At 61.1% G+C, this 14101-nt stretch carries 13 protein-coding genes; 3 read left to right on the plus strand and 10 right to left on the minus strand.

All coding sequences use genetic code 11. From position 1 onward, the window contains the following. Positions 1–62 precede the first annotated feature (62 nt). Positions 63–1148, plus strand: a complete 1086-nt coding sequence (gene sfnG, locus ACFZPT_RS16545) for a dimethylsulfone monooxygenase SfnG (RefSeq protein ID WP_034113234.1) — start codon at positions 63–65, stop codon at positions 1146–1148. 530 nt (positions 1149–1678) lie between these two features. On the opposite strand, the gene map is transcribed toward sfnG, so the two are convergent. Continuing rightward, positions 1679–2446, minus strand: coding sequence for a type I methionyl aminopeptidase (gene map / locus ACFZPT_RS16550; protein ID WP_034113279.1), 768 nt, complete (start codon positions 2444–2446; stop codon positions 1679–1681). Beyond that, on the minus strand, positions 2446–2646 hold the full coding sequence (locus tag ACFZPT_RS16555; protein ID WP_034097124.1) for a ParD-like family protein: 201 nt from the start codon (positions 2644–2646) through the stop codon (positions 2446–2448). The genes map and ACFZPT_RS16555 overlap by 1 nt, the downstream gene beginning before the upstream one ends. A 272-nt stretch (positions 2647–2918) precedes the next feature. Here ACFZPT_RS16555 and ilvA point away from each other — a divergent pair, with 272 nt between their 5' ends. Both ilvA and ACFZPT_RS16565 read left to right on the plus strand, forming a co-directional pair. Then, positions 2919–3947 (plus strand): threonine ammonia-lyase, biosynthetic, encoded by a 1029-nt coding sequence (gene ilvA / locus ACFZPT_RS16560; RefSeq protein WP_080758722.1) that lies wholly within the window; start codon positions 2919–2921, stop codon positions 3945–3947. Between the two features lie 239 nt (positions 3948–4186). Further along, a complete protein-coding gene (locus tag ACFZPT_RS16565; RefSeq protein ID WP_034097126.1) occupies positions 4187–4456 on the plus strand; it encodes a DUF1652 domain-containing protein in 270 nt (89 codons plus the stop codon). A gap of 96 nt (positions 4457–4552) precedes the next feature. Here ACFZPT_RS16565 and ACFZPT_RS16570 read toward each other — a convergent pair whose 3' ends face one another. The 8 genes from ACFZPT_RS16570 to ACFZPT_RS16605 all read right to left on the minus strand — a co-directional run bounded on the left by ACFZPT_RS16570 (position 4553) and on the right by ACFZPT_RS16605 (position 14097). Next, on the minus strand, positions 4553–5491 hold the full coding sequence (locus ACFZPT_RS16570; protein WP_034113236.1) for a carbohydrate kinase: 939 nt from the start codon (positions 5489–5491) through the stop codon (positions 4553–4555). A gap of 12 nt (positions 5492–5503) precedes the next feature. Then, complete coding sequence (gene xylB / locus ACFZPT_RS16575; RefSeq protein WP_034097128.1) at positions 5504–6985, minus strand: xylulokinase; 1482 nt, start codon at positions 6983–6985, stop codon at positions 5504–5506. A gap of 137 nt (positions 6986–7122) precedes the next feature. Continuing rightward, positions 7123–8604 (minus strand): mannitol dehydrogenase family protein, encoded by a 1482-nt coding sequence (locus tag ACFZPT_RS16580; RefSeq protein ID WP_034097130.1) that lies wholly within the window; start codon positions 8602–8604, stop codon positions 7123–7125. An 18-nt stretch (positions 8605–8622) separates the two neighbouring features. Next, the gene (locus tag ACFZPT_RS16585) at positions 8623–9726 is read right to left on the minus strand and encodes an ABC transporter ATP-binding protein (protein WP_034097132.1); all 1104 of its coding nucleotides are present in this window, start codon (positions 9724–9726) and stop codon (positions 8623–8625) included. Between the two features lie 22 nt (positions 9727–9748). Continuing rightward, complete coding sequence (locus ACFZPT_RS16590) at positions 9749–10579, minus strand: carbohydrate ABC transporter permease (protein WP_034097135.1); 831 nt, start codon at positions 10577–10579, stop codon at positions 9749–9751. Positions 10580–10589: 10 nt separating this feature from the next. After that, positions 10590–11480 carry a carbohydrate ABC transporter permease gene (locus ACFZPT_RS16595; RefSeq protein ID WP_034113238.1) on the minus strand — a complete coding sequence of 297 codons (891 nt, stop codon included), beginning with the start codon at positions 11478–11480 and terminating at the stop codon, positions 10590–10592. 154 nt (positions 11481–11634) lie between these two features. Beyond that, positions 11635–12957, minus strand: a complete 1323-nt coding sequence (locus ACFZPT_RS16600; RefSeq protein ID WP_034097138.1) for a sugar ABC transporter substrate-binding protein — start codon at positions 12955–12957, stop codon at positions 11635–11637. A gap of 234 nt (positions 12958–13191) precedes the next feature. After that, a complete protein-coding gene (locus tag ACFZPT_RS16605; protein WP_034097140.1) occupies positions 13192–14097 on the minus strand; it encodes an AraC family transcriptional regulator in 906 nt (301 codons plus the stop codon). Positions 14098–14101: the final 4 nt, after the last annotated feature.

Consider the following 14101-nt stretch of genomic DNA (forward strand, 5'->3'; position numbering starts at 1 on the left):
CCAGGCTGGCACGCTTGCTGCTCAACCCTTCGGTACATCCCTTTTGTGCGAGGTACCGTTCGATGAGTCAGCAAGCCGTGAAATTTGCCTATTGGGTGCCCAACGTCAGCGGTGGGCTGGTGGTCAGCAAGATCGAGCAACGCACCCACTGGGGCATCGACTACAACCGCAAACTGGCGCAACTGGCCGAGGCGGCCGGCTTCGAGTACGGCCTGACCCAGATCCGCTTCACCGCCGGTTACGGCGCCGAGAACCAGCATGAGTCCGTGGCGTTCAGCCATGCCCTGTTGGCCGCGACCACCCAACTCAAGGTTATCGCCGCGATCCTGCCCGGGCCCTGGCAGCCGGCGCTGGCGGCCAAGCAGCTGGCGACCATCGACCAACTCACCAACGGCCGCATCGCGGTGAATATCGTCAGCGGCTGGTTCAAGGGCGAGTTTCAAGCCATCGGTGAGCCTTGGCTGGAGCACGATGAGCGCTATCGCCGCTCCGAAGAATTCATCCGTGCGCTCAAAGGCATCTGGACCCAGGACGATTTCACCTTCAAGGGCGACTTCTACCGCTTCAACAACTACACCCTCAAGCCCAAGCCGCTGGGCCGGCCGGAAGTGTTCCAGGGCGGCAGCTCGCGGGCCGCGCGGGATATGGCCGCGCGGGTGTCGGATTGGTATTTCACCAATGGCAATACCCCGGAAGGTATCAAGGCCCAGGTCGACGACATCCGCACCAAGGCTGCGGCGAACAACCATTCGGTCAAGATCGGCGTGAATGCCTTTGTGATTGCCCGCGACACAGAGGAAGAAGCCCGCGCCGTGCTGGCCGAAATCATCGACAAAGCCGACCCGCAAGCGGTGAACGCCTTCGGTGACGCCGCCAAACAAGCCGGCAAGGCCTCGCCCGAAGGCGAGGGCAACTGGGCCAAGTCCAGTTTTGAAGACCTGGTGCAGTATAACGACGGCTTCAAGACCAACCTGATCGGCACGCCGCAACAAATCGCCGAACGCATCGTCGCGCTCAAGGCCGTGGGCGTGGACCTGGTGCTGGCGGGCTTTCTGCACTTCCAGGAAGAAGTGGAGTACTTCGGCAAGCGGGTATTGCCGCTGGTGCGCGAATTGGAGGCCAAGGCAGGGATCAGGCAGGTGGCGTGAGGACCAACGGGGCCGCTTCGCAGCCCAGCGCGGGGCAAGCCCGCTCACCACATGGCTGGGTGTCAGCCTCTGAGAGTTGTGTAGGCATCCCCAATGAGCATCGGTATCTACATATCTCCGGTAGAAACATAACCTGAGCATATGAGCTTTTTGTGGTGAGCGGGCTGGCCCCGCGCCGGGCCGCGCAGCGGCCCTTTCTCCAGACGCTGCGGTGTGCCTGGCATAAACGGTTGTCAGGTCTTGGGGCCGCTTCGCAGCCCAGCGCAGGGCAAGCCCGCTCACCACATGGCTGGGTGTCAGCCTCTGAGAGTTGTGTAGGCATCGCCGATGAGCATCGGTATCTACACATCTCCGGTAGAAACATCACCTGAGCACATGAGCTTTTTGTGGTGAGCGGGCTTGCCCCGCGCCGGGAAGCGCAGCGGCCCTTTCTCCAGTCACTGCGGTGTGCCTGGCATAAACAGTCGTCAGGTCTTGGGGCCGCTTCGCAGCCCAGCGCAGGGCAAGCCTGCTCGCCACATGGCTGGGTTTCAGCCTCTGAGAGTGGGCGGTCGCTGGAGGGTCAGGACTTCGTAGCCGTCGGCCGTCACCGCCACGGTGTGTTCCCATTGCACCGACAGGCTGTTGTCTTTGGTGACGACCGTCCAGCCGTCCTTGAGGCTGCGCACTTTGGCGCTGCCCTGGTTGAGCATCGGTTCGACGGTAAACACCATACCTTCGCGTAGCTCCAGCCCGGTGCCGGGGCGGCCGAAGTGCAGAATCTGTGGTTCTTCGTGCATCTGCCGGCCGATGCCATGGCCGCAGTATTCGCGCACCACACTGTAGCCATTGGCTTGGGCGTGGCTTTGGATGGCATGGCCGATATCGCCCAGGCGCGCCCCAGGTTTGACCTGGCGGATACCGGCCCACATTGCCTCGAAGGTCATCTCCACCAGGCGCTGGGCTTTGGGCGCGACAGTGCCGATCATATACATCTTGCTGGCGTCGGCGATAAAGCCGCCTTTTTCCAGGGTGATGTCGATATTGACGATGTCGCCGTCCTTGAGCACGTCCTTGGCGCTGGGCATGCCGTGGCACACCACTTCGTTGATTGAGGTGTTGATGCTGAACGGGTAGTCGTACTGGCCGAGGCTGGCGGGGCGGGCCTGCAAGTCGTTGCGGATAAACGCTTCGACGGCGGCGTCCAGCTCCAGGGTCGAGCGACCGGCGGCGACGAAGCCGTCGAGCATGTCGAACACTTGGGCCAGTAGGCGACCGGATTCGCGCATCACAGCCAGTTGGGCGGCGGTCTTGATCATCATTCACGCCCTCGGATCAATTCGGGTTTGTCCAGCAACAGTTTGTTGATTAAGTCGTTGTAGGTCAGGGTGGGGTTCAGTTCGGCGAGCAGGCCGACTTTGATCCAGAATTCGGCCTGAGCGTTGATGGAGCGGTCCATCCTCGCGCTGGCTAGGCGTAATTGTTCGTGCAGTTGGTCGGTGATCTTGACGATGCCCATGGTGTTCACTGTGTAGGGTGGATATACAAAGCGTATATGTTTCGTATATTCGGCGTAAACCCCAGTTGCAAAATCCCACAAGCCGATTGACGGGTCACACGGTAGGCGGTTAGTTTCGTTTCATGACATTTCATACCTGCCTTCGCCAGCCAAGCATTATTACCGCCATTCCTCAGTTGGCGGGATAGCGCACGGCTGTACCCAAACCCGCCCTAGAGGCGGGTTTTGTTTTTCCGTCTCCCGGGCCCAGCACACACCGCCAGGAGACACCGATGAGTACCCCCACAGCCCCCGCGACGTCCGATACACGTTTGCTTGAGCACTATGTAAAAAAGATCCTCGCCGCGCCGGTCTATGACTTGGCCGTGCGCACGCCGTTACAAGCGGCCCCGGCGCTGTCGGCGTTGCTCGGCAACCAGGTGCTGCTCAAGCGCGAAGACCTGCAGCCGACCTTTTCCTTCAAGGTGCGCGGTGCCTACAACAAATTGGTACAACTTTGCGACGCGCAACGCGCTCAAGGGGTGATCACCGCTTCAGCGGGCAACCACGCCCAGGGCGTAGCACTGGCGGCGCGGGAACTGGGGATCAAGGCGCGGATCGTGATGCCTTGCAGCACGCCGGATTTAAAGGTGCAGGGCGTGCGCTCCCGAGGCGCCGAGGCGGTGCTGCATGGGCCGAGTTTTCCGTTTGCCCTGGCCCATGCGCTGGCCTTGGCCGAGGCCAGCGGTGGCACCTTTGTCTCGCCCTTCGACGACCCGGATGTGATCGCCGGTCAAGGCACGGTAGGGATGGAGATCCTGCGCCAGCAACAGGGCCCGCTACACGCGATCTTCGTGCCGGTGGGTGGCGGCGGGCTGATCGCGGGCATCGCGGCGTATGTCAAATACCTGCGGCCCGAGGTGCGCATCATCGGGGTCGAAGCCGAAGGCTCCAGTTGTTTGCTGGCGGCGTTACGTGCCGGCGAACGGGTGGTATTGCCCAGCGTCGATGGGTTTGCCGACGGCACCGCGGTGGCGCAGATCGGCGCCTACGGTTTTGAAATATGCCGCGACTGGGTGGACGACGTCATCACCGTGAGCAACGACGAACTGTGCAGCGCCATCAAACTGATCTACGACGATACCCGCTCCATCACCGAGCCATCCGGTGCGTTGGCGGTGGCGGGAATGCGCAGGTTTGTCGGCCAACGCCGAGTGCAGGGGCAGACTCTGGTAGCGGTCAATTCCGGGGCGAATATCAACTTTGATAGTTTGCGATATGTTGCTGACAGAGTCGGTGCCCAGTTAGCCGTTCAAGCTTAAACCGCCGGTTAAACGTTTAATCCATGCTATTCGCCGATATTTTAAACAGCGGCGAAAAGTTCAAGTTTTAGTTATATAAAACCCAGGGTCGCTTATGAGGAAAGGTTACAACGCAACTCGATTTTGCCGGGTACGCTTGCTCAGTGAAGGCGTCTTCCAAGGCTGGTAAGGCGTCACAGGCGTATGCCTGGCATAAACACAACAATCTGTTGGCAGTCTATAAAAAGGAGAGGTTGACCATGCTTTCGGAACTTGAATTACGCAGCATTATTGAAGGAAGTTTCCTGCCTAAACGGTGCGAATGCACCAAAGCCGAAGATGCTTCGCTGACGATCAAGGTGTATGACGACCGCGACCGTGACCGGGTGGACTTGGAAGTCAAAGGCATCAATGCAGACAAGCTCGACAGCAGTCGCGCCATTTGCAATCTGATCACCGGGTTGCGTGAAGACCTCAAGCACACCCATGCACCTGTACTGCAACGCGCCGGGTCGCGCGGCTACTACTAAGCCGTCGTCTGCGGTTGAACCACCGAAGACCTCTGGGCCTGGATTAACGCCAGGCCCAAAACGGTGGTATGTCCTTGCGCAATTCCCCCTATGCCTTCAACCCAATTGCTGGCGATACGGTAGATCCGGACCGGTCTTGGTGCAGGTTAATGCCGCTGCGCGAATGGCAAAGCCGAGCATCGCGTTAATCTGCTCGCGGCTGAGCTGTTGCAGACCCGCCACCGAATCCAATTGATGCTCCGTCAGCCAAGCAATCAATGCCGCCTGGAAGGTATCGCCGGCGCCCACTGTGTCGGCCATCACAACGTCCACCGCTGGTTGCGACCAGTTGCCATGCTGGCGACTGAATACGCTGGCGCCATCGCCGCTGCGGGTGAGGAACACCAACTGGCAACGGTGCTGCAACCAGCCCTGCAGAACGCTTTCCGGTGATTGGCCGGGGTAGAGCAGGTGCAGGTCTTCGTCGCTGACCTTGATCAAGTCGGCATGCTTGACCAGTTCCGCTACGCGGTCGCGCCACAGTTGGATATCCGGCTGCGGGTTGAGGCGCACGTTGGGGTCGAGGCTGATCAGGCGCTTGCCGCTTTCACGCTGGACCAGGCTCAGCAGGGTGTCGCCAATCGGTTGCACCACCAGCGAGAACGAACCCACATGCAGCCCGCGCACGTTATCGCCCAGCTGCGGCAGGTGACTCACCTGCAATTGGCGGTCGGCGCAGCCTTCGCCGCGAAAGCTGTACTGCGGTGAGCCGTTGGCGCCCACGGCGACCATCGCCAGGGTGGTCGGCGCGGCGAATTCCACCAGGTAATCCTCGCTGACGCCTTCATCCCGCAGCACTTGCAGCAGGCGCCGGCCAAGAAAATCGCTGGAAAGCCCCCCGAACAGGCCGGCCTCGATGCCCAGGCGACGCAGGCCCACGGCTACGTTGAACGGTGAACCGCCGGCAATCGCCGTGTAGTTGACCTTCGACGCCTTGCCGCTGGCGTCTTCCTCGCTGAAGAAATCGAACAGCGCTTCACCACACACCAGATACATAATTGCTCGCTCTTAAAGGGTTGCCACGAGCTGCTGATAGCGCTCGTAAGCCTGTTGATAGGCGCTGACATGGGCTGCCACCGGCACGGTACGGCTGGCCGGGTCGACGCTCACGCATCTGTCGCAGAGGCTGGCCAGGGATTCGCCGGTCTGGCTCCACGCCGCCTGGATCGCCGCGCCCAGGGCGGCGGCTTCGCTTTGTTCGGTGCAGACCACTTCGGTGTGCATGATATCCGCGACCATCTGCCGCCACACCGGGCTTTTCGAACCGCCGCCGATCAAGCGGATGCTCTGGCTTTGTAGGCCGGTCTGGCGCAGCAGGTCGAGGCCGTAGCGCAGGCCGAAGGTCGTGCCCTCGACCACCGCGCGGCACAGGTTGGCGCGGGTCAGGTTGGTCATGGTCAGCCCATGCAGGCTGCCGGTGGCGTGGGGCAGGGCGGGTACGCGTTCGCCGTTGAGAAACGGCAGCATGCTCACGCCGTCGGCGCCGATGGGCGCGCGTTCGACCAAGGCATTGAAGGCAGGCAGGTCCAGCTCGAACAGCTCGCGGATCACCCCGGTGGCGTTGGTCAGGTTCATGGTGCAGATCAACGGCAACCAGCCGCCGCTGGACGAGCAGAACGTCGCCACCGAGGCCTGGGGGCTGACGTTGGGCTGGTCGGCAAAGGCATACACGGTGCCGGACGAGCCCAGGCTCATGGTTATCACCCCCGGCGCGATATTGCCGGTGCCGATGGCGCCCATCATATTGTCGCCGCCGCCGCTGGAGACCACGGCGTTGGGGTTGATGCCCAGACGTTCGGCGATGGCCGGCAGGATAGTGCCCACGCTTTGATCGGCCTCGATCAACGGCGGCAGGGCCCGCTCCAGGCGGCCGCTCGGGTCGATGTGCCGCAGCAGAGCCGTATCCCATTCACGATTGCGCACATTGAAGTAACCGGTGCCCGACGCATCGCCATACTCGGCGACGGCGCGGCCGGTGAGCCAGTAGTTGAGGTAATCGTGGGGCAGCAGGATATGGGCGATGCGGGCGAAGAGGTCCGGGTGTTGTTCGCGGGTCCACAGCAGTTTGGAGACGGTGTAGCCGGGTGCAATGGCCACGCCCAGGCGTTCCAGGGAGCCACGCTCGCCGCCGAGGTGGGCCAACAAGCGGTCGTTCTCGGCGGCGGTTTCGGTATCGCACCATAGCTTGGCCGGGCGCAGCACCTGGCCGTGCTCATCCAGCAGCACCAGCCCATGCTGCTGGCCGGATACGCCAATGCCGAGGATGTCCTGGCCGTCGACGCCGGCCTGTTGCAGGGCGCGATGGGTGGCTTCGGTGAACGCGTCCAGCCATTCCTGGGTGTGCTGTTCGCGGCGGCCATTGGCAGCGCTGATCAGGGTGTGGGCCGCCGCGCCGAGGCCCAGTACCTTGCCGCTGCTCGCGTCGAGGACGATAGCCTTGGTGCCCTGGGTGCCGCAGTCGATGCCGAGGAACAGGTTTTGCTGGGTCATGAGGGGGTGCTCAGCATTATTGTTGGAAGTTAAATGCTATCCCAATGTGGGAGGTGGCTTGCCCCCGATAAGGGGAGGTCAGTTGATGAATCAGTTGACTGACCCAGCGCCATCGGGGGCAAGCTCCCTTCCACATTTCAAGCCGGTTTTTTCAGTAACTGCTGCAGGGTTTTGGTCACACCGTTATCCCGCAAGCTGACAAAACACCGTTCGAACGCTGCCACAAACGCAGGCGAATTGGGAATAGCCGTGCCGAAAATCTCTTCCACCCCCAGCAGGCGCACGCTGATCAGCGCATCGTCAGTTACCAGGCTCTGACAGAACGCTGCGCGCGGGTCGGGAATGTTGTAGCGTGCGCCGTTCTCATCCACACCTTTGAGATACAGGGCCCAGGCGGCCACTACCAGCGCCGCGCGCTCGGTCTCGCGGCCATCGGCAATCAGACGGTTGACGGTCGGCACAGTGAACTTGGGAAACTTCGACGAGCCATCCGAACAGACCCGTTCCAACTGGTCGGCGATGGCCTGGTTGGAGAAGCGATCCACCAGGGTCTGCTTGTATTCGGTCAGGTCGATGCCCGGCACCGGCGCCAGGTTCGGTGTGACGTCCAGGTCCATATAGGCGCGCATATAGGCCACGAACAACGGGTCGTTCATGGTTTCGTGGACAAACCGGTAGCCCTTGAGAAAGCCCAGGTAGGTCAGGGCCAGGTGGCTGCCATTGAGCAGGCCGATTTTCATTTCTTCGTAAGGGGTAACGTCATCGGTGAACTGCACGCCGACCTTTTCCCAGGCCGGTCGGCCGTTGACGAACTTGTCCTCCAGCACCCACTGCACAAACGGCTCGCACACCACCGGCCAGGCATCGTCGATGCCGTGTTCGTCATGCAGTTGCAGACGGTGCGCGGTGCTGGTCATGGGGGTAATGCGGTCGACCATGGCATTGGGGAAGCTCACATTGGCGGCGATCCAGTCATGCAGCTCGGCATCGCGCAGGGCGGCGAAGGCCAGCAGCGCCTTGCGTGTGACCGCGCCGTTGTGCGGCAGGTTATCGCAGGACATCACCGTGAAGGCCGGCGTGCCGGCGGCGCGGCGCTGGGTCAGCGCGGCGCAGATAAAGCCGAACACGGTTGTCGGCGCTTGCGGATGTGCCAGGTCATGCTGGATCTGCGGCAGGTGCGCCATGAATTCGCCGGTGCTGTCGTCGATGCAATAGCCGCCTTCGGTGATGGTCAGCGAAACGATGCGAATCGCGGGCTCGGCCAATTTGTCGATCAGCGCCTGGGCGCCGTCTTCGGCCAGCAGCATGTCGCTGATCGAACCGATCACGCGCACTTCGGTGTCGTCGGTGTCGCCCAGTTCGTACAGGGTGAATAGAAAGTCCTGGCCGGCCAGGTCGTCGCGGGCCTTGCGGTCTTCGGCGCGCAGGCCGACGCCGCAGATGCTCCAGTCCAGGCCCTCGCCGGTATTCATCAGCGCATCGGTGTAATACGCCTGGTGTGCGCGATGAAAGCCGCCGACGCCGATATGGGCAATACCCTGGGAGGTGCTGGCAATGGCGTAGGCCGGCACTTGGATCTCACGCGGCAGTTGGGTGAGGTTCTGTTTATTCAGCTTCATAGCGTAATACTCGCGAAATCAGGCGGCGGCGCGCAGTGGGCGGGCCACGGCGTTGCCATCGGTGTCGAACAGGTGGCAGTGCGTCGGGTCCAGGTGCAGTTGCAGCGTCTCGCCATACTGGCTGGCCATATCGCCACGGATACGCATGGTCAACGGCTCGCCGTTGGCGGTGATGACGTGGCAGAACGTGTCGCTGCCCAGGCGCTCGCCGACATCGGCGGTCACCGTCAGGCTGGTTTGCCCCGGCGTGGCGATTTCCAGGTGTTCCGGACGAATGCCCAGGGTCACCGCGCTGCCGACGCTCAGGCTGGCGCCGCTCAACGGCAACGTGACCAATGTCCCGGCGTCCAGCTGCACGTCGCAGTCCTGGCCGCTGACCCGGCTGACCTGGCCTTTGAGGAAGCCCATCTTCGGCGTACCCAAAAAGCCCGCCACGAACAGGTTGGCCGGCTGGTGATACAGCTCCAGGGGCGAGCCGACCTGTTCGATGCGGCCACTGTTAAGCACCACGACTTTGTCGGCCAGGGTCATTGCTTCGACCTGGTCGTGGGTCACGTAGATCATGGTCGCTTGCAGCTCTTTATGCAGGCGCGCCAGCTCCAGGCGCATCTGCACGCGCAGGGCGGCGTCGAGGTTGGACAGCGGTTCGTCGAACAGGAAGATCTTGGGGTTGCGCACAATGGCCCGGCCGATGGCCACACGCTGGCGCTGGCCGCCGGAGAGTTGCTTGGGCTTGCGCTCCAGCAGCGGGCCCAGTTCGAGGATGCGCGCCGCTTCGCTGACTTTGCTCTCCACCAGTTTCTTATCGACACCGGCCAGGTCGAGGGCGAACGACATGTTCTTGCGCACGCTCATGTGCGGGTACAAAGCATAGGTCTGGAACACCATCGCCAGGTCGCGCTTGGCCGGGGTCACTTCGGTGATGTCGCGCCCGTCCAGTTCGATAGTGCCGTCGCTCACCTCTTCCAGGCCGGCGATCAGGCGCAGCAAGGTGGATTTGCCGCAGCCTGATGGGCCGACGAAGACTACGAACTCTTTGTCATTCACTTCCAGGTCGATGCCTTTGATGATCGAGAAACCTTCGAAGCCTTTTTGCAGATTCTTGATTTTCAGGTTGGCCATGACGGGCCTCCGCTAGGAATTATTATTTAACTGCACCGAAGGACAGACCGCGCACCAGCTGTTTCTGGCTGATCCAACCAAAGATCAGGATCGGCGCGCAGGCCAGGGTCGAAACGGCGGACAATTTGGCCCAGAACAAGCCTTCGGGGCTGGAGTAAGAGGCGATCAGCGCGGTCAATGGCGCGGCGCTGGACGAGGTCAGGTTCAACGACCAGAACGCTTCGTTCCAGCACAGGATCAGCGACAGCAGCACGGTGGACGCCAGGCCGCCCTTGGCAATCGGCAGCAGCACGCGGACCATTTCCTGCCACAGGCTGGCACCGTCCAAGCGCGCGGCTTCGAGGATGTCCTTGGGGATGTCTTTGAAGTAGGTGTAGACCATCCACACCACGATCGGCAGGTTGATCAGGGTGTAGATAATGATCAGCGCGATGCGCGTATCCAGCAGGCCGAAGCTTTTGGCCAGCAGGTAGATCGGCATCAGCACGCCCACCGGCGGCAGCATCTTGGTCGACAGCATCCACAGCAGCGTGCGTTTGGTGCGCTGGGTTTCGTAGAACGCCATGGAGTAGGCCGCGGGCACCGAGATCAGCAGGCACAGCGCGGTGGCGCTGAAGGAAATCAGCACCGAGTTCCATGCATAGCTGAAGTAGTTGCTGCGCTCGTTGATGTGCAGGTAGTTCTCCAGGGTCGGCGTGAAGATGAACTGCGGTGGCGTGGCGAACGCGTCGATTTCGGTCTTGAAGCTGGTGAGCACCATCCAGAAGATCGGGAAGAAAATCACGATCGCGATGGCCCAGGCCAGGGTGCCGAGCAGCAGGCTTTGCAGGCGACGGGATTGTTGAAGCGTCATGGCGCGGCCCTCAAGGCTTGTCAGTCAGGTTTTTGCCGATCATCCGCACCAGGATGATCGCCGCGATATTGGCGATGACCACGGCGATCAAGCCGCCGGCCGAGGCCATGCCCACGTCGAACTGCACCAGTGCCTGGTTGTAGATCAGGTACGCGAGGTTGGTCGAGGCGTAGCCCGGGCCACCGTTGGTGGTGGTGAAGATTTCCGCGAACACCGAGAGCAAAAAGATGGTTTCGATCATCACCACTACGGCAATCGGCCGCGCCAGGTGCGGCAGGGTCAGGTGCCAGAAGATCGCGATGGCGCCGGCACCGTCCAGGCGCGCGGCTTCCTTTTGTTCCTGGTCGAGGGACTGCATGGCGGTCATCAGCAACAGGATCGCGAAGGGCAGCCATTGCCACGACACAATGATGATGATCGACAGCAACGGGTAGTGCGCCAGCCAGTCCACCGGCTCGGCGCCGAACAGTTTCCACACGGCGGCGAGCACCCCGGACACCGGGTGGAAAATCAGGTTTTTCCAGATCAGCGCACCGACGGTGGGCATGATGAAAAACGGTGAAATCAGCAGCACCCGCACCAGGCCGCGACCGAAGAACTCACTGGCCTCCAGCAGCGCACTGATCAACACGCCGAACACCACGCTGATCAACAGCACACTGCCGACCAGCAGCAGGGTATTGGTGGCGCCGGGCAGGAAGCCGGAGTCGGTGATGAAGTAGGTGAAATTCTCCAGCCCCACGAATTCATTCTCGCCGGGGTAGAGCAGGTTGTAGCGAATCAGCGAAAAGTACAGGGTCATGCCCAGCGGCACGATCATCCATAGCAACAGTAGGACAACCGAGGGGCTGACGAGAAACCAGCCGGGGTTGGCCAGGCGGTTTTTGGCAGGTGTATTCATGGTAATTAACGCCAGTGCGGAGCAAGGATCGGAGTGCGGTCACTGTGGGAGGGGGCTTGCTCCCGACAGCGGAGTGTCAGTCGATTAATCAGTTGGCTGATCCACTGCTATCGGGGGCAAGCCCTCTCCCACCTTGACGGTGGTGAGGCTCAGGTTACTTGGGGTAACCGGCCCGCTTCATTTCCCGCTCGGTGGTGGTCTGCGCCGCAGTCAATGCTGCATCAACCGTCTGCTGACCGGTCAGCGCACCGGAGAAGAACTTACCGACCTGGGTACCAATCGCCTGGAACTCAGGAATGGTCACCAGCTGGATCCCGATATACGGCACCGGTTTGAGCGTCGGCTTGGTCGGATCGGCAACTTTCAACGATTCCAGCGTGACCTTGGCGAACGGCGCAGCCTTCATGTACTCATCGCTGTAGGTCGATGTGCGCGTACCTGGCGGTACGTTGGCGATGCCATCGGTCTTGGCCACCAACTGGCTGTATTCCTTGGACGTGGCCCAACTGGTGAATACTTTGGCGGCGTCCTTGGCCTTGGAACTGGTCGGGATCGCCAGGGACCAGGAGTACAGCCACGACGTGCCTTTGTCCGTGGTTTCATGGGGCGCGAAGGTGAAACCGACGTGGTCGGCCACTTTGCTTTGGGTTTTGTCGGTGACGAACGAGCCGGCGACGCTGGCGTCGACCCAGATCGCGCACTTGCCGCTGTTGAATAGCGCAAGGTTTTCGTTGAAGCCGTTGCTGGACGCCCCCGGCGGACCGGATTTCTTCATGTTGTCGACGTAGAAATTCAGCGCGTTCTTCCATTCCGGGCCATTGAATTCAGGCTGCCATTTTTCATCGAACCAGCGCGCACCGTAGCCGTTGGCCAGGGTGGTGATCAGCGCCATATTCTCGCCCCAACCGGCTTTGCCGCGCAGGCACAGGCCGTATTGCTCTTTGCTCTTGTCGGTGAGTTTGCTGGCGAATTCGCCGATCTGGCTCCAGGTCGGGTGCTCAGGCATGGTCAGCCCGGCATCCTTGAACAGGTCGGTGCGGTAATAGGTGATCGAGCTCTCGGCATAGAACGGCAGGGCGTACAGCGAACCCTTGACGGACAAACCGTCACGCACCGAAGGGAACACATCGTCGAGGTCGTAGGACGCCGGCAAGTCCTTCATCGGCTCCAGCCAACCCTTGGCGCCCCAGAGTGCGGCTTCGTACATGCCGATGGTCAAGACATCGAACTGCCCACCCTGGGTGGCGATGTCGGTGGTCAGGCGTTGGCGCAGCACGTTTTCTTCGAGCACCACCCAGTTCAGCTTGATCTCCGGATGCTCGGCCTCGAAGGTTTTCGAGAGCTTCTGCATACGGATCATGTCGCTGTTGTTGACGGTGGCAATGGTCAGGGTCTGCGCGCCAAGGCTGACGGCGCTGAGGGTCATACATGCAGTCATACACGTAGAGGCAAGCAGAGCTTTTGCTGGGAACTTCATCGCGCACTCCATTTCCGCGCCCAGGGGCTACGGAAGGACAGTTATTGTTGTTGTGTCTTCCTACAGAGAGTCAGGAAGAGTGTGCGTTGATTACAGCCTTCAATTGGCGGTGTGACAAATCCTTGGGAACACTGGGACTGATACTTTTTTGCACTCAGCAAGATCGTTCCACGCCCCGCGTGGGAACGATCAGTGCAGTACTTAACCTCTATATCAGCCAGTGAAAAATCACTCTCAGGCCAGGTTCTGCTCGGTCAAGCGTTGTACCGCCAGTCGCCGGTAATGGGACGGGGTCATGCCCTTGAGCTGTTGAAAGCGTCGATTGAAGTTGGAGATGTTATTGAAGCCCGACTCAAAGCACACATCCGTCACGGCCTTATCGCCATCGGCCAGCAGCTCGCAGGACTTGCTGATGCGCAACCGATTGACGAATTCGATAAACGTGCGCCCGGTGGCCTGTTTGAACACGCGGGAAAAGTAAGTGGGTTTCATGCCCAGGTGTTCGGCCACTTCTTCCAGCGGCAACTCCCGTGCGTAGTGGGCGAAGATGTAGTCCACCGCGCGGTTGGTGCGGTCGATGCTGTGCTCGTCGGCCGTTTGCGGTGCTGTCACCCCCGACAGCAGTTGGTAGTCGTCACACGCGCTCAACACGTCCAGCAGGATAAAGAAATGCCCCAGGCGCGCCATGCCCTGGGCGTCCTCGATGCGCTGCATCAAGGTCACGGCCTGGGCGATGGTGTGCTTGCAGCGAAACTCGATACCCGACTGCGCACGCTCCAGCAGCGGCGCGAGGTTTTTGAGTTCGGCGAAAATGTGGCTGCCCTGTTCAAGCAGTTCATCGGTGAAGTTCACCAACATGTCGCGCTTGGGCACCACTTCGTCTTCCTCCACCTGGCTGATCCAGTTGTGGGGCAGATTGGGGCCGGTGAGGAACAGGCTTTCCGGGTAGAAGTTGCCAATGTAGTCGCCGATAAACACCTTGCCGGAGCTGGCGACGATCAGGTGCAGTTCGTATTCCTTGTGGAAATGCCAGCGCACCAGCGGGCAGGGGAAGCCATGCTGGCGATAGATGATGGACAGACCGTTGTGATCGTCCATCAACTCGTAGGAAGGGTCGGTGATGCGCGTTGCTCGGGTCATGCTG

The sequence above is a fragment of the Pseudomonas sp. MD330_10 genome (genome assembly GCF_042610415.1).
Classification (GTDB): Bacteria; Pseudomonadota; Gammaproteobacteria; order Pseudomonadales; family Pseudomonadaceae; genus Aquipseudomonas; species Aquipseudomonas rhodesiae.